Raw genomic sequence first — 25,583 nt, 5'->3', positions numbered from 1 at the left:
TTTTGTGAGGCGTATGACAAGTGAAGGCGGGGGGTTGCTTTGGAACAAACGATAAGAAACTTTTTTTTATTGTTATCAAAAAGCAAAAAGTTAACAAAGCTGGCTAAACGCTATGGCTTACGTTTTGGAGCAGCACGTTTTGTTGCAGGGGAAACCATCGATGAAGCTGTTAGTGTGATAAAAAAGCTAAATGAACAGGGATTAAAAGTAACGATTGATTATCTTGGCGAGTTTGTGGAAAGTGAAGCTGAAGTTGATCATGCCGCAGCTCAATGCATAAAGGCCATTCACCTTATACACAAAGAAAGGTTAGATTCAGAAATTTCTTTGAAATTAACGTCTATGGGACTGGATATTTCAGAGGATTTGGCACTTCATCATATGCGGCGTATTCTTGAAGAAGCGGAAAAATATAGCGTATTTGTGACGATTGATATGGAGGATTATAAGCGATGCAGCAAGACGATTAAGCTATTTAAACAATTAAAAAATGAGTATGAACACGTAGGGACGGTGCTTCAAGCATACTTATATCGAACAGAAAGTGACATCCGTGAATTAGATGCTTATGCTCCTAAATTAAGGTTAGTGAAAGGGGCGTACAAAGAAGCAGCAGACGTGGCGTTTCCTGATAAAGAAGACGTAGACGAAAACTTCAAAAACATAATTGGGCTCCACTTATTAAACGGTCACTACACAGCAGTTGCTACTCACGATGAACGAATCATTCAGTATGCAAAAGAGTTTGTTAAAAAGCATGGAATTTCAATGAATCAGTTTGAATTTCAGATGCTATACGGCATTCGGTCAGAAAGGCAAGTTCAGCTCGTAGCAGAACAATATAAAATGAGAGTGTACGTTCCTTATGGAACGGACTGGTATGGGTACTTTATGAGGCGCCTTGCAGAAAGACCTGCAAATGTCGCATTTGTCTTAAAAGGAATTGTAAAAAAATAATAATGAAATGGTCGTGATGACAAAGTAAGAAATAATCAAAAATCGAACATGATTCGATTACTCATGTTCGATTTTGAGGTTAATGTCCTTGAGTGTTATGCTTTGTGTACTGTTGGTTTTGAGATGTCTTTTTGCCGCGTCCGTGCGGTTCATTGACCGGTCCAGCATTTCCTTTAACGCTTGCTGCGCTTACGCCTGCTGACGATGGATCCTTCTTTAATTTGCTCACAAAATCACCTCCTGTGTATTAAGATAACCAAACACCTCAAAAATAGTTAGAGATAATATTGTGAATATATTGCGAAAATTTAAAAAATGTTTTATAGTAAAAACAGAGATTAACAGTGACTCTCTTTTTTTACGCATAAAATGAATGATCATTCATTCAATATATTAAAGGGGATGTGGGGATAATTATGAACATAAAAAAAGCCGCGGTTTTAGGTTCAGGAGTTATGGGCTCTGGAATTGCAGCTCATTTAGCAAATGTAGGAATTCCAACGCTTTTGCTAGACGTGGTTCCAACTTCATTAACAGCAGACGAGGAAAAAAAACAGCTAACGCTTGAAGATAGGCAAGTGAGAAATCGGTTGAGTACAACTGCTCTAGCTAAATTAACGAAGCAAAAACCGGCACCTTTAACGTCGAAGTCATCACTATCGTTAATTACGCCAGGAAATCTTGAAGATCATTTACAGCAGTTAAGCGAGTGTGATTGGATTATTGAAGTAGTAGTGGAACGTCTTGATATTAAACAGCAGCTGTTTGAAAGAATTGACAGTGTACGAAAAAAAGGCAGTATCGTAAGTTCAAATACTTCAGGAATATCGATCCACGAAATGGCTAAAGGACGCTCAGAAGATTTTAAAGCGCATTTTTTAGGAACGCACTTTTTTAATCCACCACGTTATTTAAAGTTATTAGAAATCATTCCAACTCATGACACAAAATCAGAAATTGTTGAATATATGAAAACGTTTGGTGAAGATGTATTAGGTAAAGGAGTAGTTATTGCAAAAGATACGCCTAACTTTATCGCCAACCGTATCGGTACGTACGGTTTACTTGTGACTGTTCAAGAAATGTTAAAAGGCAATTACAGCGTGGGAGAAGTTGACTCTGTGACGGGTCCCTTAATTGGAAGACCAAAAAGTGCAACGTTTCGAACGTTAGACGTAGTGGGACTAGACACATTTATTCATGTGGCCAACAATGTGTTTGACAAAGTGGAAGGCAAAGAAAAAGAAGTATTCGATGTGCCTTTATTTATGAAACAAATGCAGGAAAATGGCTGGTTAGGAAGCAAGTCAGGGCAAGGCTTCTTTTTAAAGAAAGGAAAGGAAATTCTAGAACTTGATCCTAGTACACTTCAATACGTCGAGAGAAAGAAGTTAAAAACAGCTTCTACGGAATTAAGCAAGCAGGCAAAAGGGCTGCAAAACAAAATGAAAGCGCTTATATACTCCGGTGATCGTGCCGGCCAGCTTCTTTGGAACATCATCAGTCCCGTTCTTGTGTATGCAGCTCAGTTAAAAGATGAAATTGCCGACGATATCGTGGCCATTGATCAGGCTATGAAGTGGGGGTTTGGCTGGAAACTGGGTCCGTTTGAGACGTGGGATGCAATTGGTTTAGAAAAATCAATGGAGAAGATGGAGCAGGAGGGCTTAGCAATTCCGCAGTGGGTAAAACAAATGCAGGAAAACGGATTTACAAGCTTTTATAAAGAAATGGAAGGTCAAACGCTTTATTACGAAGATGAGGAGTATAAAGCGGTAAAAGAAAATAAAAAGGTGATTCACCTGTCGTCTTTACGCTCTCAAAATAATGTCATTTTAGAAAACAGCGGAGCGAGTTTAATTGATTTAGGAGATGATGTGGCGTGCCTGCAGTTCACTTCTCCTAACAATGCAATTGGGCTAGATATTATCAGCTTATTAAATCAGTCTCTTGAAGAAGTGAATAAGAACTATAAAGGGCTGGTCATAGGAAATCAAGGAAAAAATTTCTGTGTTGGCGCTAACTTAGCTATGATTTTAATGGAAGCACAAGATGACAATTATTTTGAAATTGAATTCGTTATTAAACAATTTCAACAGGCAATGATGAAGGTGAAATACAATGAGAAGCCGGTTGTTGCAGCTCCGTTTGCAATGGCTCTTGGAGGCGGAGCAGAAATTTGCTTGCCGTCAGCTAAAATTCAAGCTTCTGCTGAAACTTACATGGGCCTTGTAGAAGTAGGAGTCGGACTCATTCCTGGTGGAGGAGGTAACAAGGAGCTTTATATCAAACAGTTAAGTGGTTTACCTAACGGTGTAACGCTCGATCTTCAGCAGATTGCGAATAAAACATTTGAAACAATTGCTACTGCAAAAGTATCCACTTCTGCTGCAGAAGCTAAACAGCTAAATTTCTTAAATCGCCATGATGGCATCAGCGTAAACGGAGATCACCTGCTGAATGACGCGAAGAACTCAGTCCTTGCTTTACATGACACGGGCTATAAACCGCCTGTAAGAACTAAGATCCCTGTCGTTGGAGAAACAGGGTATGCAACGTTGCTGCTAGGAGCTCAATCCATGAAGTATTCAGGATATATATCAGAACATGATTATAAAATTGCTAGTAAGTTAGCATTTGTGTTAGCCGGAGGACGTGTAGCGTTTGGTTCGGAAGTTGATGAAGAGTATTTGCTGGACTTAGAGAGAGAAGCATTTTTAAGCCTTGTTGGAGAAGCGAAGTCTCAAGAACGTATGCAGCACATGTTAGTTAAAGGAAAACCACTGCGCAATTAAGGGGGAGAAAAAATGAGAGAAGCAGTTATTGTAGCAGGTGCTAGGACACCGGTCGGAAAAGCAAAAAAAGGTTCATTGGCAAGTGTTAGACCTGATGATTTGGGTGCCATTGCGGTTAAAGAAACTCTTCGCCGAGCAGGCGGATACGAAGGACCAATTGATGATTTAATTATTGGTTGTGCGATGCCTGAAGCAGAACAAGGTTTGAATATGGCTCGAAATATTGGCGCTCTTGCAGGTTTGCCTTATACGGTGCCAGCAATAACGATTAATCGTTATTGTTCATCAGGTTTGCAAAGTATTGCCTACGGTGCAGAGCGAATTATGCTAGGGCAAGCCAAAGCAGTGTTAGCTGGAGGAGCAGAATCAATGAGTTTTGTTCCGATGTTTGGAAATGTAGCGCGTCCGAATGTTCAGCTGGTTGAAAATGCGCCGGAGTATTATATGGGCATGGGACATACAGCAGAACAAGTGGCGATGAAATATGGAATTTCACGTGAAGACCAGGATGCGTTTGCTGTACGCAGCCATCAAAAAGCAGCAAAAGCACTTCAAGAAGGGAAGTTTAACGACGAAATTGTTCCGGTGGAAGTGACGCTTCGAAAAGTGGATGAAAACAATAAGCTCCGTGAACAAAAGCTGATGTTCTCTCAAGATGAAGGAGTTCGTCCTGGCACAACTGCGGATGTATTAGGGAAACTTCGTCCAGCTTTTTCGGTTAAAGGATCGGTAACAGCTGGAAACTCTTCGCAGACAAGTGACGGAGCTGCATCCGTTTTTCTAATGGATAAAGAACAAGCTGAAGCAGAAGGGTTAAAGCCTTTGCTTAAGTTTCGCTCATTTGCAGTTGGAGGAGTTCCGCCTGAAGTAATGGGGATTGGCCCGGTAGCTGCCATCCCTAAAGCTCTTAAACTAGCAGGGCTGGAACTTTCTGATATCGGGTTGTTTGAATTGAATGAAGCATTTGCTTCTCAAGCACTCGGCGTTATTCGTGAATTAAATATTAATGAAGATAAAGTAAATGTAAACGGAGGCGCTATTGCCTTAGGTCATCCATTAGGCTGTACTGGAGCTAAGCTTACTCTTAGCTTAATGCACGAAATGCAGCGTCGGAATGAGCAGTTTGGAATTGTCACCATGTGTATTGGCGGAGGAATGGGAGCTGCTGGTGTATTTGAGTTGTTAGCATAATCATTTCAAAGGGGGATATAAACATGTCAAATAAAACAAAACAAATGATTAAAGGTGGAAGCTTTTTAATTGAAGAGGGCGATGCAAGCCGCGTCTACACGCCGGAGGATTATACATCTGAACAAAAGATGATTGCCAAGACGACAGATGAATTTGTAGAAAATGAAGTCCTTCCACAAGTGGAATATTTAGAAAAGCATGAGTTTGAACGCTCTGTAAAGTTATTAAAACAAGCTGGTGAATTAGGTTTACTTGGTGCAGATGTACCGGAAGAATACGGTGGCCTCGGTTTAGATAAGATTACCTCGGCTTTAATTGCTGAAAAAATGTCTCGAGCAGGCGGATTTTCCATCACTCATGGTGCTCACGTAGGAATTGGGTCATTGCCAATCGTCTTATTTGGAACAGAAGAGCAAAAGCAAGCATATTTACCTGCTTTAGCAGTTGGGGAAAAAATAGCAGCATATGCGTTAACAGAACCTGGTTCTGGTTCCGATGCCCTGGGTGCTCGAACAACAGCTCGCCTTAACGCAGAAGGTACACACTATGTGTTAAATGGAGAAAAGCAGTGGATTACGAATGCCGGATTTGCTGATGTGTTCGTGGTGTATGCGAAAATCGACGGCGATAAATTTTCTGCTTTTATCGTGGAGCGCGAATTCCCAGGCGTTTCGGTTGGACCGGAAGAGAAGAAAATGGGAATCAAAAGTTCATCAACAAGAACATTAATTCTTGAAGATGCGCTTGTTCCAAAAGAAAACGTGTTGGGTGAAATTGGAAAAGGACATGTGATTGCGTTTAACATTTTAAATATTGGGCGCTATAAGCTTGGAGTTGGAGCAGTTGGAGCAGGAAAACGTGCATTAGAAATTACGTCTCAATATGTTAACCAGCGTCAGCAGTTTAAAACGCCAATTGCTAAATTCTCATTAACACAAGAAAAGTTAGCCACAATGGCTTCTAAATTGTATGCAACTGAAAGCTCCGTATATCGTACGGTAGGACTTTTCGAAGACCATATGGGCCAGCTTTCAGAAGAACAGCAAAAAGACGGAAAACAAATTGCCGCTTCCATTGCTGAATATGCTATTGAATGCTCATTAAACAAAGTGTTTGCCACGGAATCTCTTGACTACATCGTAGATGAAGGGGTGCAGCTTCACGGAGGCTATGGTTTTATGAGTGAGTATGAAATCGAGCGCTTGTATCGCGATTCCCGCATTAACCGTATTTTTGAAGGAACAAATGAGATTAACCGTCTTTTAGTACCAGGCACATATTTACGCAAAGCGCTAAAAGGAGAGCTTCCGCTGCTTCAAAAAGCACAAACGCTTCAAGAAGAATTGATGATGCTTATGCCGCAGGAAGTAGGAAATGAGCCGTTAGATCAAGAAAAAATGCTTGTGCAAAACGGGAAGAAAATTGCGCTCTTGCTTTTGGGATTAGCTGCACAAAAGTATGGCAAAGAATTAGAGAAAGAACAAGAAATTCTCGTTAATATTTCCGATATGATCAGTAACGTATATGCAATGGAATCTACTGTTTTGCGTACTGAAAAAGCCATTTCCAAAACAGGAGCAGGTCAGAATAGCTTAAAATTAAAGTATACCCAAGTATTTTGCCAAGAAGCATTTAATCGGATCGAAGCAGATGCAAAAGAAACGTTAATTGGCGTTGAACAAGGTGATACGCTTAGAGTCATGCTTTCGTCTCTTCGCAAGTTAACGCGCTATACACCAATCAATGTGATTAGCGTAAAGCGTGAGATTGCGAAAACGCTTCTAGAAGTAGAGAAGTTCACGGTTTAAGGAAAAAGGAGCTCGTTTTGCGAGCTCCTTTTTGTTTAAGAAGCCTCTATCTAGGTAAATGATAAAGGATGTGTTAAAATACGAAAAAAGCTTAAAATAAAGGGTGGTTGACGAAATGTCATTATTTTTTTATTCATATCCAAAGTGTGGGACGTGCCGAAAAGCAAAGAAGTGGCTGGATGATAACGGAGTAGCGTATGAAGAAATTCATATTGTAGAAAACCCGCCAACAAAAGAGCAGCTGCAGTCTTATTATCAGAACAGCGGCTTAGAATTAAAAAAATTCTTTAATACAAGCGGTAAAAAATATCGCGAATTAGGGCTTAAAGATAAAGTAAGCAGTGCGAGTGAAGATGAACTTCTGTCTATTCTTGCGTCAGATGGCATGTTAATTAAGCGTCCGCTGCTAACAGATGGACAAAAAGTAACGCTTGGTTTCAAAGAAGAGCAGTTTGAAGACGTGTGGAAGTGAGTTTTCAAATAGAAAATTTTTACCTTTTACGTTACACTGTTAATAGGAAGTTATTTTAGGTTGTAGAAAGTGTTCTTCACGTTGAAGGCGCTTTTTATATAAACAAATTACGATACATATTTTGGAGGGATTAAGATGAGTACACCAAAAGATTTGCGTTATTCTGAAGAGCATGAATGGGTAAAAACAGAAGGAGACGTTGTCCGCGTAGGTATTACACATTTCGCTCAAGCTGAGCTTGGAGACATCGTATTCGTTGAACTGCCAGAAGTAGGAGCAACAGTAGAAGCTGACGAGCCGTTTGGCAGCGTTGAATCAGTAAAAACAGTTTCTGAGCTCTATGCACCAATTAGCGGTGAAGTTGTAGCAGTAAACGACAACTTAAGCGATAGCCCTGAACTTGTTAATGATTCTCCATACGAAGAAGCATGGATGATTACAATCAAACCATCTGATTCTTCTCAAGTAGACAAGCTAATGACAGCAGAGCAATACGAAGAAATGACAAACGAAGGATAATATTCCTCCATAAATTGTCTTTATGAAAAATTTTTGACTGGACACTCTATTAGTAAACAAGCTAAAGGAGTGTCTTTTTATGTTTGAAAAACAAAAAATGGACGTTACAGATCGCGTTACAGCTAAATTTCATGACGGCGGTATGAAATTATATGTTGATAAGCAGCCAATTGGTGAAGTTAGTTACGGAACAAGCGGCAATGAATACCGCTTTGAAGAAGGATATTCGCAAGAAAATAATAAGTTCTACCAATATACGGACGTACAAAAACAAGGTGAAACGCAAAAATATACAGACTGCGATGAAGAAGCAGGATGGTGCTAAACAGTGGCAACTGCCGCTGTTTTTCTTGTTTTATGGAAACAATATGGCTTAAGCTGCCTTTTAAAACAGTTCTTTCTTGCAAATTTCTTTTAAAAAACAGGTGAACTGTGATACATTAACGAATATTGTATAGCATAAAGAAATGATGTTACTATACAACTGACGATTATGGGTGATGAAAATGGGGCTAATTGAAATTGAAAAAGTAATTATTGTTGAAGGAAAATCAGATAAAAAACGTATCCAAGATATCATTCGAGAACCAATTGAAATTATTTGTACAAACGGTACGATTAGTTTATCAAAGCTGGATGAAATTATTGACTTTACGTTTAACAAAGAGGTATACATACTCGTTGACTCTGATGATTCAGGGAATAAGCTAAGAAAACAATTTAAACGAGAGCTTCCGGAAGCAGAGCATCTATATATTGATAAAATGTACCGAGAGGTTGCTGCCGCCCCTAGAAATCACATAGCAACAGTATTACTGAGTGCCAATATCGATGTTAATGCAGAATTTTTAACATAAAAGGAATGAGCAACATGCAAGAATGGAGCGAAAAACAGCTTGACGATCAGTTAAAAGAAGGACAAAGAGCGTTTATCTTTTTCCATACACCTTTTTGCGGGACATGTCAGCTGGCAAAAAAAATGTTAACCGTAGCAGAAGCGATGCTGCCCGGTGTGACCATCGGAATGAGCAATTTAAATTATATGCCCTCAAAAGCAGAAGTATTTTCAATTGAAAGTGTACCTTGTTTGATTGAAGTGAAAAATGGCGAAATGGTAAAAAAACTCTATGCGTTTCATTCCATCGAGCACGTACTTGAAGAGCTTCGATAATCAAACGTTTGTTTAAAATGAAGAAATTGAAAGAGAGCAAACCATTGGGATTGTTGAAATCTTGGGATATTATCCCAAGAACAAAATCTGTTGACAGCCTATCTGACACATGCTAAAATCACACTCATGAATGTTCATAAATGAATGAATATTTCCCAAAAACAAAATAATTGTTGCGAACTCTTATCAAGAGAGGTGGAGGGACTGAGCCCTGTGAAACCCGGCAACCGTCAGACTAACTGAAATGGTGCCAATTCCTGCAAAGCTATGCGCTTTGAAAGATGAGAGAAAGGATTAAATATCGAGCCTTTCTGTCATGCGCAGAGAGGCTTTTTTAATGGGGAAAATTGTTTTACGGCTTTTTTATCCTATAGGACAACCTAACATAATTAAGTTTTTATTAAAGAAGGTGAAGAAATATGATTACATTAACAGACGTTACAAAAATTTATCAGGCTAAAAGCGGTCAAGTAACAGCTGTTGATAATGTGAATCTAACCGTTAACCAAGGTGAAATTTACGGAATTATTGGTTATAGCGGAGCGGGGAAAAGTTCTTTGATTCGCTTGCTAAACGGATTAGAAACACCAACGACAGGAACGGTCGAGGTAGCAGGTAATGATATTGGAAAAATTAAAGGCGGAAAACTCAGAAAAGCGAGACAAGAAATTAGTATGATATTTCAACACTTTAATATCTTATGGTCGCGTACGGTGAGAGAAAATATTGCTTTTCCGTTAGAAATAGCAGGGATTTCAAAAGAAAAAAGAATGAAACGAGTAGACGAACTCATTAAGCTAGTTGGACTTGAAGGTCGTGAAAATGCTTATCCATCGCAGCTTAGCGGTGGACAAAAGCAGCGTGTTGGTATTGCTCGAGCGCTAGCGAATAATCCAAAAGTATTGCTTTGTGATGAAGCAACATCAGCGCTTGATCCTCAAACGACAGATTCTATTTTAGATCTGTTAGTAGATATTAATGAGAAGCTAGGGTTAACCATTGTATTAATTACTCATGAAATGCACGTCATTCGTAAAATTTGTCATCGAGTAGCCGTTATGGAAAATGGGGCAGTAGTAGAAGAAGGACAAGTGCTAGAAGTATTCAGAAAACCTAAGCAGCCGATTACAAAACGATTTGTTCAACAGATTTCTGAACCAGAGGAAACGTTTGAAACGATTGAACAAGTAAAAGAGCTGTATCCAAGCGGGCAAATTATTCAGCTGACGTTTGTTGGCGGAAAAGCAGAGCAACCGCTCATTACAACGATTTTAAAACAGTTTGATGTAACGATTAATATTTTACAAGGAAAGATTTCTCATACGCAAACAGGTTCATACGGAACGTTGTTCGTTCATTTAGACGGAGAATTAACAGAAGTTGAAAAAGTCATTGCATACATTCATGAGCAGCAGGTAGAAGTGGAGGTAATGACAAATGCTTGAGAAACTATTTCCAAACGTTATTTTAGATGATTTTATTCAAGCGACAAATGAAACACTATATATGACGGCTATTTCAGTTGTAGCCACATTTGTTCTAGGTATTTTATTGGGCTTGCTTTTATTTTTAACGTCCAAAGGACAGCTTTGGCAAAACAAACCTTTATATGCCATTGTGTCAGCGGTTGTAAATATCTTTCGTTCCATTCCATTCATTATTTTAATTGTTTTACTGATTCCATTTACCAAAGCATTGGTAGGAAGTATTTTAGGTGCTAATGCAGCGTTACCTGCTTTAATTGTTGGAGCAGCACCATTTTATGCGCGTCTTGTAGAAATTGGTTTGCGCGAAATTGATAAAGGCGTGATTGAAGCTGCTAAATCAATGGGAGCAACAACAAGCACCATTATTTTTAAAGTGCTTTTACCTGAATCGCTGCCAGCTTTAATTTCCGGTTTGACGGTAACAACGATTGCATTAGTCGGCTATACGGCAATGGCGGGTGTGATTGGAGCCGGAGGTCTTGGAAACCTTGCATATTTAGAAGGGTTCCAGCGCAGTCATAATGACGTAACGCTAGCCGCTACAATCTTAATTTTGATTATTGTATTTATTATCCAACTTATTGGAGATGCGATTACTGCAAAAATTGATAAAAGATAAAGGGAGGATTATTTATTATGAAAAAATGGCTTTCGGCTTTAGCATTAACATCTGCACTAGTAGTAGGATTAGCTGCGTGTGGATCTAACAATGGATCAAAAGATGAAAAGAAAATTGTCGTGGGTGCATCTAATACGCCTCATGCTGAAATTTTAGAACAAGCAAAACCGATTTTAGAAAAACAAGGAATTGACTTAGAAATTAAAAAATTCCAAGATTACATCTTACCGAACACAGCTCTTGCAAACAATGAAATTGATGCAAACTACTTCCAGCATGTTCCTTATATGAATTCAGTATTAAAAGATCACAAGGGTGAAAAAGGGTATGATTTCGTAAGTGCCGGTGCCATTCATATTGAACCAATTGGTATCTACTCTAAAAAATACAAAAGCTTAAAAGATCTTCCGAAAAACGGTACAGTTATTATGCGTGATGCGGTAGCAGAGCAAGGACGTATATTATCGATTTTTGAAAAAGCTGGCGTGATCAAATTAAAGCCAGGCGTAAAGAAAATAGATGCACAAATTAAAGATATTGTAGAAAACCCTAAAAATTTAAAATTTAAAGCCGATGTTGAAGGCGGATTGTTACCTCAAATGTACAAAAACAATGAAGGTGACGCTGTTGTTATCAATGCTAACTATGCTATCGATGCTGGTTTAGATCCAGTAAAAGATCCAATCGCAGTTGAAAGCAAGGAAAATAACCCTTATGCAAACATTATTACGGTTCACAAAGGCGACGAAAATAAAGATACGGTGAAAGCTTTAGTAAAAGTTCTTCACTCTAAAGAAATTCAAGACTACATTAAAGAAAAATACAAAGGCGGAGTACTGCCGGTAAATAAATAATAGAAGAAAAGCGCTTGCCCACTCTGGGCAAGTGCTTTTTTTGTATGCGGGAAAACGAATAACTCTTATTTTTCTCACGCATACTAACCGTGAAAACTTTACTGATGATGGGAGCTGACGTTATGCAGCAAGAAGCACGTCATTCAACTGAGCAAGCACTTCATGATTATAAAATGGGTGTTGGGAAATTTAGCGAAAAATTGCCGGAAGTAACAAAAACGTTTAATGCGTTTACTGAAGCATGTTTTGGAGAAGGTTCTCTTTCTAAAAAAGAAAAGCAGTTAATCGCGTTAGGAATCAGCGTAGTAGCTCAAGACGAGTACTGTATGATTTATCATACAAAAGGCTGCATTGATCAAGGTGCAACTGAACAAGAAATTCTAGAGGCATGCGGAGTGTCAGCAGCATTTGGCGGAGGCGCAGCGATGAGTCAGTCCGTTACGCTTGTCCAAGAGTGTATTTCAGAACTGACTAGCCACACGCACTAAGAGTAAATAAAGAGGGTAAAAAAGCTTGTCTTAGAAGGCTCTATGGAGTCTTTTAAGGCAACTTTTTTATGAGTGGATTTAGTCTTGAAAAATGTACATAATGGTTTAAAACCTTTTGGGTCAAAAGGTTGCTATAAGTTTTCATTTGTTATAAGATTGTAATGAGAATAAAATGAGAATAATTAAAAAGATATAGGTATATCGTTTTTTACTATATACGTCTATAACTGGAGGTTTTAATATGGCAGGGTCAACTTTAACAATTAAAGATCTTCATGTTGCAATTGAAGGTAAAGAAATTTTAAAAGGTGTTAATTTAGAAGTTAAGGGCGGCGAAATCCATGCAATCATGGGACCAAACGGTACTGGTAAATCAACATTATCTTCAGCAATCATGGGACATCCTAAATACGAGGTTACACAAGGAAGCATCACGCTAGACGGCGAAGATGTACTTGAGATGGAAGTAGATGAGCGCGCTCGTGCAGGTCTATTCCTAGCGATGCAATATCCAAGTGAAATCAGCGGTGTAACAAATGCAGACTTCCTACGTTCAGCAATTAATGCTCGTCGTGAAGAAGGCGAAGAAATTTCACTAATGAAATTTATCCGTCAATTAGATAAAAACATGGATTTCTTAGAAATGGATCAAGACATGGCACAGCGTTACCTAAATGAAGGTTTCTCTGGCGGTGAGAAGAAGCGTAACGAAATTCTTCAATTAATGATGCTTCAACCAGGAATTGCAATTTTAGATGAAATCGACTCTGGTTTAGATATCGATGCGTTAAAAGTTGTATCAAAAGGTATTAATGAACTGCGCGGCAGCGAGTTCGGTTGCTTAATGATTACTCACTACCAACGTTTATTAAACTACATTACACCAGATAAAGTTCACGTTATGATGCAAGGTCGCGTTGTAAAATCAGGCGGACCAGAATTAGCACAGCGTCTAGAGGCAGAAGGTTATGACTGGATCAAACAAGAATTAGGTATTGAAGACGAAACTGTAGAGCAAGAAGCTTAAGAGTTAGGAGGATCTCTATGACTATTGATACGAAATTACCATTTGATCAAGAGTACATCAGCAGCTTTTCAAAAGAAGCTAATGAACCAAGTTGGCTGTTAGATCTTCGCTTACAAGCTCTTGCGAAAGCAGAAGATCTTGCACTTCCAAAGCCAGATAAAACAAACATTTCGAAATGGAATTTTACTGCTTTTGACAAGCACACTTCACAGGCAAGCACAATCTCATCTGTAGACGAGCTTCCAGAAGTGGTTAAAGCATTGATTGATACAGAAGCTGTTAAAAATCTATATGTTCAGCGTGACCAAACAGCTGCATACTCAACGTTAACAGAAGAGCTAAAGTCTCAGGGTGTTATCTTCACAGATATTCAAACAGCCGCTAAAGAGCATAGCGACCTTGTTGAGAAGTACTTCATGAAAGACGGAGTTAAAGTAGATGAGCACCGTTTAACTGCATTAAACGCAGCGTTATTAAACGGCGGTGTATTTGTATATGTTCCTAAAAATGTAGAAATACAAGAGCCGCTTCAAGCTGTATTTGTCCGTGAAGATGAAGAAGCAGCTTTATTCAACCATGTGATTGTTGTAGCTGAAGACAACAGCTCAGTAACATATGTAGAAAACTACATTGCGACTGCTGAAGAGTCAAACGGTGTTGTCAATATCGTGACGGAAGTATTCGCTAACAGCAATGCAAAAGTAACGTTTGGAGCTGTTGACTACTTAGCTAAAGGCACAACTACTTATGTGAACCGCCGCGGCGTAGCGGGCAAAGATGGTCGCATTGAGTGGGCTTTAGGCTTAATGAGTGAAGGAAATACAGTTTCAGAAAATACAACGTATCTAATGGGCGACGGTTCATATGGAGATACAAAAACGGTAACAGTTGGACGTGGAGAGCAGTCTCAAAACTTAACAACAAGTATCGTACATTTTGGAAAACATTCTGAAGGCTACATTTTAAAACACGGCGTTATGAAAGAAAGCGCGTCTTCAATCTTTAACGGTATCGGTAAAATTGAACACGGTGCATCTAAATCAAACGCTGAGCAGGAATCTCGTGTGTTAATGTTAAGTGAAAAAGCGCGTGGAGACGCAAACCCAATTCTTCTAATTGATGAAGACGATGTAACAGCAGGACACGCTGCATCTGTTGGACGCGTAGATCCAATTCAGCTTTACTACTTAATGAGCCGCGGTATTCCACAAACAGAAGCAGAACGTCTAGTTATTCACGGGTTCTTAGCACCAGTTGTAAACGAGTTGCCAATCGAAACGGTTAAAAAACAATTAACGGATTTAATTGAAAGGAAAGTTCGATAATGAATATCTCTGATATTCGTAAAGAATTTCCTATTTTAGACCAAGAGGTAAATGGCAGCCCACTCGTTTATTTAGACAGTGCAGCAACTTCACAAAAGCCGCTTGCTGTAATTGAAGCGATTGAGAAGTATTACAAAGAATATAACTCAAACGTACACCGAGGTGTTCACACGCTTGGTACAAGAGCAACAGACGGATACGAAGGCGCTCGTGAAAAGGTTCGTAAGTTTATTAATGCAAAATCAACGGAAGAGATTATCTTTACGCGCGGTACAACGACAGCTCTTAATACAGTAGCTGCAAGCTATGGCCGTGCGAATCTTAAACCTGGTGATGAAATTGTGATTACTTATATGGAACATCACAGCAACATCATTCCTTGGCAGCAAGTTGCCAAGGAAACAGGTGCAACGTTAAAATATATTTCATTAACAGAAGATCATGCACTTTCACTAGAAGAGGTAAAAAGCACGATTACATCCAACACCAAAATTGTATCGATTATGCAAGTATCTAACGTATTGGGCACGATTAACCCAGTAAAAGAGATTGCAGAAATTGCACATGCTAACGGTGCAGTAATGGTTGTGGATGGTGCACAAAGTACACCTCACATGAAGGTGGATGTACAAGATTTAGACTGTGATTTCTTTGCTTTCTCTGGACATAAAATGGGCGGACCGACTGGAATCGGCGCTCTTTATGGAAAGAAAGAGATTCTTGAAAAAATGGAACCAATCGAGTTTGGCGGCGAAATGATTGACTTCGTAAACCTATACGAATCAACGTGGAAAGAGCTTCCTTGGAAATTTGAAGGAGGTACGCCAATCATTGCAGGTGCCATTGGTTTAGGTGCAGCGATTGATTTCTTAGAAGAAGTTGGTTTAGATAATATTCAAGCACATGAGCACAAGTTAGCGCAATATGCACTGGATCGCTTATCGCAAGTAGATGGAATTACGATTTACGGACCGAAAGAGCGAGCAGGTGTTGTGACGTTTAATATTGAAGATGTGCATCCGCACGACGTTGCGACAGTAGTAGACGCTGATGGAATTGCGATTCGTGCAGGTCATCACTGTGCGCAGCCGCTGATGAAATATTTAAACGTATCTTCTACTGCACGTGCAAGCTTCTATCTGTATAACACGGAAGAAGAAGTAGATAAATTGGTGTCATCATTAATAAAAACGAAGGAGTATTTTACAAATGGCTTTTAATAATTTAGATACTCTCTATCGTCAAGTAATTATGGACCATTATAAAAACCCGCGTAATCGTGGAACGTTGAATGAAGATACTGTGAACATTCATATGAATAACCCGACGTGCGGAGACCGCATTGAACTTTCCTTAAAAGTAGAGGACGGCAAAGTGGTGGATGCAAAGTTCGAAGGTGAAGGATGTTCAATTTCAATGTCATCAGCTTCAATGATGACACAAGCAATTAAAGGTCAAGAAGTAGACAAAGCGTTTAAAATGGCCCATATCTTCTCTGACATGATGCAAGGTAAAGAGTATGATGATAGTATAGATTTAGGAGATATTGAAGCACTTCAAGGTGTAGCAAAATTTCCTGCGCGTATTAAATGTGCAACACTAGCGTGGAAAGCGATGGAAAAAGGTCTTAACGAACAAAAATAAGACCTTCATTCATTCCCAATCCTATCAAGTAGGGGGTAATAAAAGATGGCTAAAAAAATGCCAGAAATCGGCGATTATAAATATGGATTTTCCGATAAAGACGTATCAATTTTCCGCTCTAAACGCGGTTTAACAAAAGAAATCGTAGAAGAAATTTCTCGTATGAAAGAGGAACCACAATGGATGCTTGACTTCCGTTTGAAATCTCTAGAGCACTTCTACAACATGCCAATGCCACAGTGGGGCGGAGACATGGCAAGCTTAGACTTTGATGAAATTACGTACTACGTAAAACCATCTGAGAAGTCTGAACGCTCTTGGGATGAAGTTCCTGAAGAAATTAAACAAACGTTTGATAAACTTGGTATTCCTGAAGCAGAGCAAAAGTATCTTGCGGGTGTATCAGCTCAGTACGAATCTGAAGTTGTTTATCACAATATGAAAGAAGATCTTGAAGCGCAAGGTATCGTATTTAAAGATACGGATACGGCGCTAAAAGAAAACGAAGATATTTTCCGTGAGCATTTTGGAAAAGTTATCCCGCCAACGGATAACAAATTCTCTGCTCTTAACTCAGCGGTTTGGTCTGGTGGATCATTCATTTACGTACCGAAAGGCATAAAAGTAGACACACCATTACAAGCTTATTTCCGTATTAACTCTGAAAATATGGGACAGTTTGAGCGTACGTTAATTATTGCTGATGAAGGCTCACACGTTCACTATGTAGAGGGCTGTACAGCACCTGTTTATACAACAAACTCTCTTCACAGTGCCGTTGTAGAGATCATCATCAAAAAAGATGCGTATTGCCGCTATACAACAATTCAAAACTGGGCGAACAACGTATACAACCTTGTAACAAAACGCGCGGTTTGTGAAGCAAACGCAACAATGGAATGGATTGATGGAAACATCGGTTCTAAGTTAACAATGAAATATCCAGCTGTTATCTTAAAAGGTGAAGGTGCACGTGGTATGACATTATCTATTGCCCTTGCTGGTAAAGGACAGCACCAAGATGCTGGTGCAAAAATGATTCACTTAGCACCGAACACATCTTCAACGATCGTATCAAAATCAATTTCAAAACAAGGCGGTAAAGTAACATACCGCGGTATCGTACACTTCGGCCGTAAAGCAGAAGGTGCACGTGCGAACATTGAGTGTGATACGCTGATTATGGATAATCAATCAACTTCTGATACAATTCCGTACAATGAGATTTTAAATGACAACATCTCACTTGAGCATGAAGCGAAGGTATCGAAAGTATCTGAAGAACAATTATTCTATCTAATGAGCCGCGGTATTTCTGAAGAAGAAGCAACAGAAATGATTGTAATGGGCTTTATTGAGCCATTTACAAAAGAGCTTCCAATGGAATATGCAGTAGAAATGAACCGTCTAATCAAATTTGAAATGGAAGGTTCAATCGGTTAATAATAGATCAAAACTCGTTTGCTCTTTATGCAAACGAGTTTTTTTGTATCGTTTGTATTAAAATAAAGAAAAGCGAAGCTAAGAACATAGAGGAGGAGTGGCATGATTTATATTGGAGTTACAGGCTGGGGAGATCATGATTCATTATATGAAGCGGGGGTTTCATCAAGAGACAAGCTTGCCGTATATGCAGGCCATTTTCCAATTGTTGAAGTCGATTCATCTTTTTATGCAATTCAACCAACATCAAATGTAGAAAAATGGGTGAACGATACACCGGAATCTTTTCGTTTTGTAGTAAAAGCCTATCAAGGTATGACAGGGCATATGAGAGAAGGAAATCCGTTTGATAGCAAAGAAGAAATGTTTCATGCGTTTTTAGAATCAGTGAAGCCTTACGTAACATCGAATAAACTTGGTATGATTTTATTTCAAATGCCGCCCTGGTTTGACTGTACAAAAGAAAATGTAGCCTATTTGAGATATAGCCGCGAGAAGTTTGGCGATTTGCCAGTAGCGCTTGAGTTTCGAAATCAATCTTGGTTTAAGCCATTTTTCTACGATAAAACGCTGACGTTTATGGAACAAGAGAAGTGGATTCACGGTATTTGTGATGAACCGCAGGCAGGAGAAGGCTCTATTCCTATTGTGATTCATGCTACAGATAAACAGAAAACACTTATCCGTTTTCACGGACGAAACGTACACGGTTGGAATAAGCCCGCAGAAGGCAATTGGCGAGCAGTAAGGTTTTTGTATCGTTACAATGAAAAAGAGCTCCTAGAGTGGAAAGAACGGCTTGAAAAGCTGCAAAAACAAACGAAGGACATTTACCTGTTATTTAATAATAACTCGGGCGGAGATGCTGTACATAATGCCAAACAGCTTATGAGTTTATTAAATATTGAATATGAGAATTTAGCTCCTAAACAATTAGATTTTTTTAATGAATTTTAGCACTGAGTCCTATAAAAGTTTATATAAATAAGGAAGAAGGAATATAAACGTCAAATAGGTAGAAAAGTATATGTAAAACCTCACTTTTTTCTTTCAAAATCATAAATTGATTAAGAAAGGAGTGAGTTACTATGATTACCTTAGCGCCTATCGTAATTGAAGGTCATACGTTTAATGCAGTTACCGTATTACTGCCAAAAACAACTTTGTTAACAATCTCATCAGATAAAGGTTACATTATGTGCGGAGCACTAGACGTAGGTCTATTAAATGATAAATTAGCTGATCGTCAAATAATAGCTGGAAGAGCTGTAGGTGTACGTACAATTGAGCAGCTTCTTGAAGCGCCTCTTGAATCTGTAACGCTTGAAGCTGAAAAAAGAGGGATTTTTAAAGGAACAATTGGCAAAGATGCTTTATTGAAAATGCTTTAATATAGTCGAGAATTTAAGATAAAACTTTTTAAAAGAAGCGTGAACCTCCTTATACATGCATACATATAGCTTGTAAGGAGGGATTTTTTTTGGTTAAACTTCGTCGGAAATTAACAAGAAAAGGCCCGCTTCCTTTTCGTTACGTTCTGTTGCTCACCTTTCTTTTTTTTATGCTTTCTACAGGGGTAGGATTATGGCTAATTAATAGAGGGATTGAACCGACGTTAATGAAATATGCTGAAGCACAAACAAAAGAGATTGCAACTTTAGTTATTAATAAAGCGGTGAATAAACAGGTACTTGATCAATTGGACGTAGATGTTATTAAAGTGGAATCTACACCTAACGGTCAAGTAGCTAAAATTGACACAGCGCTTGTAAATCGGGTTAGAGCTCAAACTACGTCATTTGTCCAGGCTAACTTAAAAGAAGCAGAGAAAGGGAATTTAGATGCACTTGAACTTCCAACAGATATTCGTATTGAAAAAGATGAAAAGTTGCGGAATCAAGGAATTGTATACCAAGTTCCGCTTGGGCAAGCGACTAATAATGCGCTGCTTGGAAATCTAGGTCCGCTGATTCCGGTTAAATTTCATGCTATTGGTGACGTTCAAACAGACGTAGTGCGAAAAATCGAGGAGTATGGAATAAATAATGCGTTTCTTGAAGTATCTATCAAAGTAAAAGTAAACATGCAAATTATTATCCCATTTGCAACTAAAAAAACAACCGTTACGGCTACAATCCCGGTCGGAGGCACCGTTATTCCTGGAAACGTTCCTGACTATTTTAACGGTGGAAACTCGTCTTCTCCGGCGATTGAACTTCCGAAGAAAAATTAACAATATTATATTAACGTGATAAAGTATTACTAAAAAAGCAGGTGCGGAAGTTCAAAAAGACTTTCATACTTGCTTTTATTCCTTGGATAATTTGTCTGAATTTTCTATAAAAAATATTTTGACATACTATCTTCTCCCTTCTATAATTTGAGATAGGAAGTTATAGAAATAATAATCTAAAAATTATAAAAATTCTCGCTGATCTACGATAAAAAGAGAGTAGGGAGAGAACAGAAGGGGGAATTACAGTGGAAAATAGGCCGCAGTGGGGATCAAGAGCAGGGTTTATTTTAGCAGCAGCAGGTTCAGCAATTGGACTAGGGAATATATGGAGGTTTCCAGCTACTGCGTATGAAAACGGAGGAGGAGCATTTTTTCTTCCCTATTTATTTGCTTTGTTGACGGCGGGAATTCCTATTTTAATCATGGAGTTTGCTATAGGTCATAAATATAAAGGTTCTTCTCCTTTATCCTTAGCGAGACTAAGTCCAAAGGCTGAGTGGCTAGGCTGGTGGCAAGTAGCTATTTCCTTTTTTATTTCAATTTACTATTCCGTTATTATCGCGTGGGCGATGTCGTATTTTATCTTTTCATTTAAGTTAAGCTGGGGAAAGGATACGGAAGCGTTTTTATATGGAGATTACTTAAAATTAGCTGAAGCACCAGGACAAACAGGAAGCATTGTATTACATGTTTTAATTCCGCTTGTACTTGTATGGATTGTCACGTTGGGTGTGTTATTAAAGGGAATCAAAAAAGGAATTGAAGCGGCAAACAAAATCTTTTTACCAACACTAATTGTTCTATTTTTAATCATTGTCATTCGAGCAGTAACATTGGACGGAGCAATGGAAGGTCTGCACGCTTTCTTTAAACCAAACTGGAGCGCAATTGGAGATGGAAAGGTTTGGATTGCAGCATATGGTCAAATTTTCTTTAGTTTATCTGTTGGTTTTGCTATTATGATCACTTATTCCAGTTACCTTCCTAAAAAATCTGATTTAACTAATAATGCGTTTATTACTGGATTCGGTAATTCCGCTTTTGAATTACTAGCGGGAATCGGTGTGTTTAGCGCACTAGGTTTTATGGCTACTCAGCAAGGTATCCCAATCGATAAGGTGGTTCAGGGAGGAGTAGGACTAGCCTTTGTTGTTTTTCCGCAAATTATTAATGAATTTCCGGCCTTTAAACAGCTGTTTGGAATGTTATTCTTTGCTTCTTTAACATTAGCAGGATTAACGTCACTTATTTCAATCATTGAAACCTTTGTAGCGGGCATTCAAGATAAATTTACTATCTCACGTACAAAATCTGTATTAATAGGCGGAGGAATCGCTTCAATTTGTTCGCTGTTATTTGCAACACAAGGCGGACTTTATTTCTTAGATGTGGTCGACTATTTCATTAATAACTTTGGAGTTGCTTTAGCAGGCTTAGTAGAAGTTGTATTAGTTGCTTGGGTATTTAAAAAGTTGAGCAGCCTTCAGCAGCATGCAAACGAAGTTTCTGATATCCGAATCGGTTCATGGTGGAAAATATGTTTAGGAGTGGTTACACCACTTGTACTTGGGTATATGATGTTTGATAACTTCCGAAAAAATATTTCGGAAAATTACGAGCAGTATGCAACAACTTTTGTAGGTCCTTTTGGTTGGGGCGTGGCAGCTCTGGCAGTTATTTTAGGAATTGCTTTTTCTTTTGCACGATGGAAAGATGGGACGATTCGTTTGTCAGTTAAAGAGAAGGGGGTTTCCAAATAATGGATGGAAGTTCAATAACAATGATGGTTGTAGGGATGGTCATCATATGGGGCGGATTGGCCGCGAGTATTGCTCATGCTGTGAAAAAAGCAAAGGAAAGCAAAACATCAGGATAAAAAACAGGAAGCATCAGCTTCCTGTTTTTTTATTTTTTCTTTAGTTCTAAACGATCATTTCGTTCCCACGTTCTTAACTGAGGATATGGGTCAAACGACCACTCATTTTTACCGTTATCTTTATACATTCCATAATGTAAGTGAGGAGGGAATTTCCCAGAAGTTCCAGGAGGTCCATAACCGGAACTTCCTACTCCGCCAATGAGTGTTCCTGGTTCTACAATTTGTCCTACTTTTAAATTTTTTGCAAATCCGCTTAAATGAGCTAAATAGTGATAGTTATTATGAAGGTCACGAATACCGATTCGCCAGCCTCCATATTTATTCCATCCTTTAAGCTCAATAATGCCATAGCAAGGGGATTTTACTGGAACTCCGTAATCTGCAAAAATGTCTGTTCCTTCATGAATTCGTTTGCCACCCCAGCCGCGCGCATCTCCCCATGTACTGCGATAACTGTAGTTCGCACGCAGAGGCACCGGAAATGAAGAACCTTTTAAATCAATGCGTCCATAATGGCGAAAAATTTTGGCATTCCCTAAAATAATATCAACTGCTTTAGCCCGGTGATAATAGTTCCAAAGGGCAATTTTAATATAGTCTTCGGACACCCCGAACGTCCGAATATAATCTGCCATTGTAAAAAGCATATCTTCATCATTAAATTGGTCTGCTTTTTTATCTCCATTCCCATCTTTGCCCATTCCCCCGAGCAGAGAAATAGTAAGTGGGTTTGTATCTTCCAAATTTGGATTTAGAGAACCTGACCATTTTTCTGGAGGATAATAAATGGCGATCGCGCCTTTTTCTCTTGGAATATCTTTATGAGAGCGTCGAATATTTCGTTCATACTGGTCAATCCCAGCAAAATAATACCAAGGAATCGTAGTAGCGGCTTCCATTTGTTTATACAGCTCTAATCTCTTTTGAATAAGTATTTTTTCTTGATCTGCTGAAGATTCAGCTGTTACGTGGTGCCATCCTGTGAATATAGACATGAACATAAAAAGTAAGATAATCGTTTTGCGCATCGTGTTTCCCCCTTTCTAAAAATAGTGTGTAACACTAGTTTGCAGCGAGAAAAAAGATTTCATAAATATTAATTAATGGAAATCGCTCCAAAACTTTTTTAAAGAAGTTTATTCAGAAGATAAATGGAAATTATACGGAGGATGAAAACGCACACATTCGGATGGAAAATAGAAGAAAACTCAGGAAAATAAAGAGCAGACAACTTGTCGAATCTCACTTTTTTATGATAAAGTGACATATAGTTATGTTTTTAATATGTAGTTAAAATTAAGCATATAGGTTATAGACATTTTCTAGATTGGTGGAGTTGATAATATGGCAACAAAAGAAGAGCATGTCCGCAAACCCGAGTGGCTGAAGATTAAGCTAAACACAAACGAAAATTACACAGGCTTAAAGAAAATGATGCGTGAAAAAAACCTTCATACAGTTTGTGAAGAAGCAAGATGTCCGAATATTCATGAGTGTTGGGCTGTTCGTCGTACGGCAACTTTTATGATTTTGGGAGAAGTATGTACACGTGCCTGTCGTTTTTGCGCGGTTAAGACAGGTTTACCAACAGAATTAGATTTAGAAGAGCCAGAACGCGTAGCGGATTCTGTTCAGCTAATGAACTTAAAACATGCGGTTATTACAGTAGTAGCTCGCGATGATTTAAAAGACGGAGGAGCAAGCGTATTAGCTGAAACAATTCGTGCGATTCGTCGTAAAAATCCATTCACAACAATTGAAGTATTGCCTTCTGATATGGGCGGTGTGGAAGAGAACTTACGTATTGTAATGGACGCACGTCCTGATATTTTAAACCATAATATTGAAACAGTACGCAGCCTTACGCCTCGTGTTCGTGCTCGTGCTAAATATGAGCGTTCTCTTGAGTTCCTTCGCCGTGCAAAAGAAATGCAGCCGGATATCCCTACAAAATCAAGTATCATGCTTGGTCTAGGAGAAACAAAAGAAGAAATTATTGAAACGATGGATGATTTGCGTGCGAACAATGTAGATATTATGACGCTAGGCCAATATCTACAGCCAACTAAAAAGCACATAAAAGTTCAAAAATATTACCATCCAAATGAGTTTGAAGAGCTAAAAGAAATTGCATTATCAAAAGGATTCAGCCATGTCGAAGCAGGTCCTCTTGTACGTTCTTCTTACCATGCAGATGAGCAAGTTAACGCTGCTGCAAAAAACAAAGCACAAGAAAGCAAATAAGGTAAAAAGAGGCTGGAACAAAAGTAGTTTAGCCGAAGTGAAAAACGAACCACTAATCAAACTGTTTGATTAGTGGTTCGTTTTTTTTTGTTACGGTTAACGTAAAATTTATCTGTTTTGTTCCTTCTAGCAGTTGATTGGAGGGCAAGGCGAAGACTCCTGCGGGAACAGCGGCCGCCCGCGGAAAGAAGCCTTGCACGGAAATCAACTGCGGTGTCACAAGCGGTTCAGCTCATGTGTCTCATTTCTTCGTCTTTCGATTACATTCTTTTAGTTACGTCTCAACTTTTTTGTTTATTCTACCATATCTTTGTCCGTCATCGGTTCATTCAATTCGTTTTTCTCTCTTCCATTTGCATCTTCTCCGCCGTTCATTTTACGCCCTTGGGGAGATTTTAGCATTTGTTGAATAACGGCATCGATTCGTTTTCTAGCATCATTTGTTTGTGTATTCAATTCACTGATATTTTCGATTTGGTCCATATGTTTCGGATTATCTGAGACGTATACATGATAATAACGAGGGACTACAGACATAGCTGTACGTTTTACCTGATCGGCTGCGTTATTCCTATTTTTAGCATCTGTTTTATAAGCAACAAGCACATCTTTATCCGTTACTAGCGTAGCGGCTTGTTTAATATTTGGGATAGCGGTGCTCAGTTTACTAATATTGTCGGCTGCTTCTTCTCGATTAAATGTTCCTACTTGGTTCATATTGGAATTTTGTTCATTTGTGTTTTTAGTGTATCGGACATATCCATAATTTGTGCCGCTATTATTATTTGGATTATAATAATGATTAGGCTCGTTTACATTAATGGCATCTGGGTTGTTTGGTGATAAATTTTCATTTTCAGCTGTATTTTTATTTTGACAGCCAATGGTTAAAATACTTGTTATCAAAGCGATTCCAAGAATAGATTTCTTCACCATTTCCACCTCCTGTAGTTAAATATCGTACGCCAGGTAAACCGGCGAACCCTCATGTGGAGCATAAAAGATCAGTAGGTATACCGATAAAACTCCTACAGGATTAGAGTGCTGCTTATACGTGAAAAATTTCATGTTAATTGATGGTTTCATCATCATAATTATGGTATGGTAAATTTTAAGAGAAGAGGTGTGAGCAATGGTCTGTATCAATAATATTTGTTATGAAGTATTAAAAGATGAGCGCGAAGCATTTAATGAAGAGGCGTTTAGAGGTCGCTTTATTGACGTGTTGAGCCGCTATGACTATATTGTGGGAGATTGGGGATACAATCAGCTTCGACTGCGAGGCTTTTTTGATGACCGGAATCAAAAGGCAACGTATGATACGAAGATTAGTACGCTTCAAGACTATTTACATGAATATTGTAATTTTGGCTGTGCGTATTTTGTCTTAAAAAAAGTCCATAAGTAAAAAAAGGCAAGCCGAA

28 protein-coding genes and 1 riboswitch are annotated in these 25,583 nt (G+C 38.7%); of the genes, 25 read left to right on the top strand and 3 right to left on the bottom strand.

Features of this window, described 5'->3' with window-relative positions; genetic code table 11:
* The first annotated feature begins 39 nt into the window (after window positions 1–39).
* Window positions 40–957, top strand: a complete 918-nt coding sequence (locus tag OK414_RS26040) for a proline dehydrogenase family protein (protein ID WP_016765834.1) — start codon at window positions 40–42, stop codon at window positions 955–957.
* A gap of 79 nt (window positions 958–1,036) precedes the next feature.
* Here the strand turns inward: OK414_RS26040 and OK414_RS26035 are convergent, their stop codons facing one another.
* Window positions 1,037–1,186: a YuzL family protein gene (locus OK414_RS26035; RefSeq protein ID WP_013059660.1), complete on the bottom strand. Its 150-nt coding sequence runs from the start codon at window positions 1,184–1,186 to the stop codon at window positions 1,037–1,039.
* A 184-nt stretch (window positions 1,187–1,370) separates the two neighbouring features.
* On the opposite strand from OK414_RS26035, the gene OK414_RS26030 reads away from it, so the two are divergent.
* The 22 genes from OK414_RS26030 to OK414_RS25925 all read left to right on the top strand — a co-directional run bounded on the left by OK414_RS26030 (window position 1,371) and on the right by OK414_RS25925 (window position 21,912).
* Window positions 1,371–3,752 carry a 3-hydroxyacyl-CoA dehydrogenase/enoyl-CoA hydratase family protein gene (locus OK414_RS26030; RefSeq protein ID WP_171777804.1) on the top strand — a complete coding sequence of 794 codons (2,382 nt, stop codon included), beginning with the start codon at window positions 1,371–1,373 and terminating at the stop codon, window positions 3,750–3,752.
* Window positions 3,753–3,764: 12 nt separating this feature from the next.
* The gene (locus OK414_RS26025; protein ID WP_013085348.1) at window positions 3,765–4,943 is read left to right on the top strand and encodes an acetyl-CoA C-acetyltransferase; all 1,179 of its coding nucleotides are present in this window, start codon (window positions 3,765–3,767) and stop codon (window positions 4,941–4,943) included.
* Between the two features lie 23 nt (window positions 4,944–4,966).
* A complete protein-coding gene (locus tag OK414_RS26020; protein ID WP_034648476.1) occupies window positions 4,967–6,751 on the top strand; it encodes an acyl-CoA dehydrogenase family protein in 1,785 nt (594 codons plus the stop codon).
* Window positions 6,752–6,866: 115 nt separating this feature from the next.
* Window positions 6,867–7,223, top strand: a complete 357-nt coding sequence (locus OK414_RS26015) for an arsenate reductase family protein (RefSeq protein WP_013059656.1) — start codon at window positions 6,867–6,869, stop codon at window positions 7,221–7,223.
* 135 nt (window positions 7,224–7,358) lie between these two features.
* Window positions 7,359–7,742, top strand: coding sequence for a glycine cleavage system protein GcvH (gene gcvH, locus OK414_RS26010; protein WP_034648479.1), 384 nt, complete (start codon window positions 7,359–7,361; stop codon window positions 7,740–7,742).
* Window positions 7,743–7,821: 79 nt separating this feature from the next.
* A complete protein-coding gene (locus OK414_RS26005) occupies window positions 7,822–8,067 on the top strand; it encodes a YusG family protein (protein ID WP_013059654.1) in 246 nt (81 codons plus the stop codon).
* Window positions 8,068–8,248: 181 nt separating this feature from the next.
* A complete protein-coding gene (locus tag OK414_RS26000; RefSeq protein ID WP_034648482.1) occupies window positions 8,249–8,599 on the top strand; it encodes a toprim domain-containing protein in 351 nt (116 codons plus the stop codon).
* Window positions 8,600–8,613: 14 nt separating this feature from the next.
* On the top strand, window positions 8,614–8,913 hold the full coding sequence (locus OK414_RS25995) for a thioredoxin family protein (protein ID WP_013059652.1): 300 nt from the start codon (window positions 8,614–8,616) through the stop codon (window positions 8,911–8,913).
* 180 nt (window positions 8,914–9,093) lie between these two features.
* Window positions 9,094–9,201, top strand: a riboswitch (SAM riboswitch).
* A 131-nt stretch (window positions 9,202–9,332) separates the two neighbouring features.
* Window positions 9,333–10,358, top strand: coding sequence for a methionine ABC transporter ATP-binding protein (locus OK414_RS25990; RefSeq protein ID WP_034648485.1), 1,026 nt, complete (start codon window positions 9,333–9,335; stop codon window positions 10,356–10,358).
* Entirely contained in the window at window positions 10,351–11,019 is a 669-nt protein-coding gene (locus tag OK414_RS25985; protein ID WP_016765829.1) for a methionine ABC transporter permease, read from the top strand. The genes OK414_RS25990 and OK414_RS25985 overlap by 8 nt, the downstream gene beginning before the upstream one ends.
* Before the next feature lie 17 nt (window positions 11,020–11,036).
* On the top strand, window positions 11,037–11,873 hold the full coding sequence (locus OK414_RS25980) for a MetQ/NlpA family ABC transporter substrate-binding protein (protein ID WP_013059649.1): 837 nt from the start codon (window positions 11,037–11,039) through the stop codon (window positions 11,871–11,873).
* A gap of 122 nt (window positions 11,874–11,995) precedes the next feature.
* Window positions 11,996–12,361, top strand: a complete 366-nt coding sequence (locus OK414_RS25975; protein ID WP_013059648.1) for a carboxymuconolactone decarboxylase family protein — start codon at window positions 11,996–11,998, stop codon at window positions 12,359–12,361.
* Window positions 12,362–12,602: 241 nt separating this feature from the next.
* Complete coding sequence (gene sufC / locus OK414_RS25970) at window positions 12,603–13,388, top strand: Fe-S cluster assembly ATPase SufC (protein ID WP_013059647.1); 786 nt, start codon at window positions 12,603–12,605, stop codon at window positions 13,386–13,388.
* A 17-nt stretch (window positions 13,389–13,405) separates the two neighbouring features.
* Window positions 13,406–14,713, top strand: coding sequence for a Fe-S cluster assembly protein SufD (sufD, locus tag OK414_RS25965; RefSeq protein WP_034648489.1), 1,308 nt, complete (start codon window positions 13,406–13,408; stop codon window positions 14,711–14,713).
* Window positions 14,713–15,933 carry a cysteine desulfurase gene (locus OK414_RS25960; RefSeq protein ID WP_034648491.1) on the top strand — a complete coding sequence of 407 codons (1,221 nt, stop codon included), beginning with the start codon at window positions 14,713–14,715 and terminating at the stop codon, window positions 15,931–15,933. Before sufD ends, OK414_RS25960 begins: the two co-directional genes overlap by 1 nt.
* A complete protein-coding gene (gene sufU / locus OK414_RS25955; RefSeq protein WP_013085338.1) occupies window positions 15,923–16,357 on the top strand; it encodes a Fe-S cluster assembly sulfur transfer protein SufU in 435 nt (144 codons plus the stop codon). Before OK414_RS25960 ends, sufU begins: the two co-directional genes overlap by 11 nt.
* Window positions 16,358–16,402: 45 nt before the next feature.
* Entirely contained in the window at window positions 16,403–17,800 is a 1,398-nt protein-coding gene (gene sufB / locus OK414_RS25950; RefSeq protein ID WP_016765826.1) for a Fe-S cluster assembly protein SufB, read from the top strand.
* A gap of 102 nt (window positions 17,801–17,902) precedes the next feature.
* Entirely contained in the window at window positions 17,903–18,757 is an 855-nt protein-coding gene (locus tag OK414_RS25945) for a DUF72 domain-containing protein (protein WP_013059642.1), read from the top strand.
* Window positions 18,758–18,888: 131 nt separating this feature from the next.
* Window positions 18,889–19,191, top strand: coding sequence for a YunC family protein (locus OK414_RS25940; RefSeq protein ID WP_013059641.1), 303 nt, complete (start codon window positions 18,889–18,891; stop codon window positions 19,189–19,191).
* Window positions 19,192–19,280: 89 nt separating this feature from the next.
* Entirely contained in the window at window positions 19,281–20,033 is a 753-nt protein-coding gene (yunB, locus tag OK414_RS25935; protein WP_263045907.1) for a sporulation protein YunB, read from the top strand.
* A gap of 248 nt (window positions 20,034–20,281) precedes the next feature.
* Window positions 20,282–21,796 carry a sodium-dependent transporter gene (locus OK414_RS25930; RefSeq protein WP_034648496.1) on the top strand — a complete coding sequence of 505 codons (1,515 nt, stop codon included), beginning with the start codon at window positions 20,282–20,284 and terminating at the stop codon, window positions 21,794–21,796.
* The gene (locus OK414_RS25925) at window positions 21,796–21,912 is read left to right on the top strand and encodes a methionine/alanine import family NSS transporter small subunit (RefSeq protein ID WP_080967536.1); all 117 of its coding nucleotides are present in this window, start codon (window positions 21,796–21,798) and stop codon (window positions 21,910–21,912) included. The genes OK414_RS25930 and OK414_RS25925 overlap by 1 nt, the downstream gene beginning before the upstream one ends.
* Window positions 21,913–21,941: 29 nt before the next feature.
* Here OK414_RS25925 and OK414_RS25920 read toward each other — a convergent pair whose 3' ends face one another.
* Complete coding sequence (locus OK414_RS25920) at window positions 21,942–22,943, bottom strand: M23 family metallopeptidase (RefSeq protein WP_016765822.1); 1,002 nt, start codon at window positions 22,941–22,943, stop codon at window positions 21,942–21,944.
* A gap of 316 nt (window positions 22,944–23,259) precedes the next feature.
* On the opposite strand from OK414_RS25920, the gene lipA reads away from it, so the two are divergent.
* Window positions 23,260–24,159 (top strand): lipoyl synthase, encoded by a 900-nt coding sequence (gene lipA / locus OK414_RS25915; protein ID WP_013059637.1) that lies wholly within the window; start codon window positions 23,260–23,262, stop codon window positions 24,157–24,159.
* A 294-nt stretch (window positions 24,160–24,453) separates the two neighbouring features.
* Here the strand turns inward: lipA and OK414_RS25910 are convergent, their stop codons facing one another.
* Window positions 24,454–25,095, bottom strand: a complete 642-nt coding sequence (locus OK414_RS25910; protein WP_034648498.1) for a YhcN/YlaJ family sporulation lipoprotein — start codon at window positions 25,093–25,095, stop codon at window positions 24,454–24,456.
* A gap of 196 nt (window positions 25,096–25,291) precedes the next feature.
* Here OK414_RS25910 and OK414_RS25905 point away from each other — a divergent pair, with 196 nt between their 5' ends.
* Window positions 25,292–25,567 carry a YutD family protein gene (locus tag OK414_RS25905; protein ID WP_013059635.1) on the top strand — a complete coding sequence of 92 codons (276 nt, stop codon included), beginning with the start codon at window positions 25,292–25,294 and terminating at the stop codon, window positions 25,565–25,567.
* Window positions 25,568–25,583 lie beyond the last annotated feature (16 nt).

The organism is Priestia sp. JV24 (assembly GCF_025910025.1).
Classification (GTDB): Bacteria; Bacillota; Bacilli; order Bacillales; family Bacillaceae_H; genus Priestia; species Priestia megaterium.
This window is presented reverse-complemented; position numbering and strand designations above follow the sequence as displayed.

Bases quoted from the DNA above. Each gene is read 5' to 3' on its own strand.
- OK414_RS25975 (WP_013059648.1), top strand. From the start codon at position 11,996: ATGCAGCAAGAAGCACGTCATTCAACTGAGCAAGCACTTCATGATTAT.
- OK414_RS25905 (WP_013059635.1), top strand. From the start codon at position 25,292: ATGGTCTGTATCAATAATATTTGTTATGAAGTATTAAAAGATGAGCGC.
- OK414_RS25925 (WP_080967536.1), top strand. From the start codon at position 21,796: ATGGATGGAAGTTCAATAACAATGATGGTTGTAGGGATGGTCATCATA.
- OK414_RS25920 (WP_016765822.1), bottom strand. From the start codon at position 22,943: ATGCGCAAAACGATTATCTTACTTTTTATGTTCATGTCTATATTCACA.
- sufU (WP_013085338.1), top strand. From the start codon at position 15,923: ATGGCTTTTAATAATTTAGATACTCTCTATCGTCAAGTAATTATGGAC.
- OK414_RS25960 (WP_034648491.1), top strand. From the start codon at position 14,713: ATGAATATCTCTGATATTCGTAAAGAATTTCCTATTTTAGACCAAGAG.
- OK414_RS26005 (WP_013059654.1), top strand. From the start codon at position 7,822: ATGTTTGAAAAACAAAAAATGGACGTTACAGATCGCGTTACAGCTAAA.
- sufD (WP_034648489.1), top strand. From the start codon at position 13,406: ATGACTATTGATACGAAATTACCATTTGATCAAGAGTACATCAGCAGC.
- OK414_RS25910 (WP_034648498.1), bottom strand. From the start codon at position 25,095: ATGGTGAAGAAATCTATTCTTGGAATCGCTTTGATAACAAGTATTTTA.
- OK414_RS25980 (WP_013059649.1), top strand. From the start codon at position 11,037: ATGAAAAAATGGCTTTCGGCTTTAGCATTAACATCTGCACTAGTAGTA.
- OK414_RS26020 (WP_034648476.1), top strand. From the start codon at position 4,967: ATGTCAAATAAAACAAAACAAATGATTAAAGGTGGAAGCTTTTTAATT.
- sufC (WP_013059647.1), top strand. From the start codon at position 12,603: ATGGCAGGGTCAACTTTAACAATTAAAGATCTTCATGTTGCAATTGAA.
- OK414_RS25990 (WP_034648485.1), top strand. From the start codon at position 9,333: ATGATTACATTAACAGACGTTACAAAAATTTATCAGGCTAAAAGCGGT.
- OK414_RS26025 (WP_013085348.1), top strand. From the start codon at position 3,765: ATGAGAGAAGCAGTTATTGTAGCAGGTGCTAGGACACCGGTCGGAAAA.
- OK414_RS25985 (WP_016765829.1), top strand. From the start codon at position 10,351: ATGCTTGAGAAACTATTTCCAAACGTTATTTTAGATGATTTTATTCAA.
- OK414_RS25945 (WP_013059642.1), top strand. From the start codon at position 17,903: ATGATTTATATTGGAGTTACAGGCTGGGGAGATCATGATTCATTATAT.
- OK414_RS26000 (WP_034648482.1), top strand. From the start codon at position 8,249: ATGGGGCTAATTGAAATTGAAAAAGTAATTATTGTTGAAGGAAAATCA.
- lipA (WP_013059637.1), top strand. From the start codon at position 23,260: ATGGCAACAAAAGAAGAGCATGTCCGCAAACCCGAGTGGCTGAAGATT.
- sufB (WP_016765826.1), top strand. From the start codon at position 16,403: ATGGCTAAAAAAATGCCAGAAATCGGCGATTATAAATATGGATTTTCC.
- OK414_RS25940 (WP_013059641.1), top strand. From the start codon at position 18,889: ATGATTACCTTAGCGCCTATCGTAATTGAAGGTCATACGTTTAATGCA.
- OK414_RS26015 (WP_013059656.1), top strand. From the start codon at position 6,867: ATGTCATTATTTTTTTATTCATATCCAAAGTGTGGGACGTGCCGAAAA.
- gcvH (WP_034648479.1), top strand. From the start codon at position 7,359: ATGAGTACACCAAAAGATTTGCGTTATTCTGAAGAGCATGAATGGGTA.
- OK414_RS25995 (WP_013059652.1), top strand. From the start codon at position 8,614: ATGCAAGAATGGAGCGAAAAACAGCTTGACGATCAGTTAAAAGAAGGA.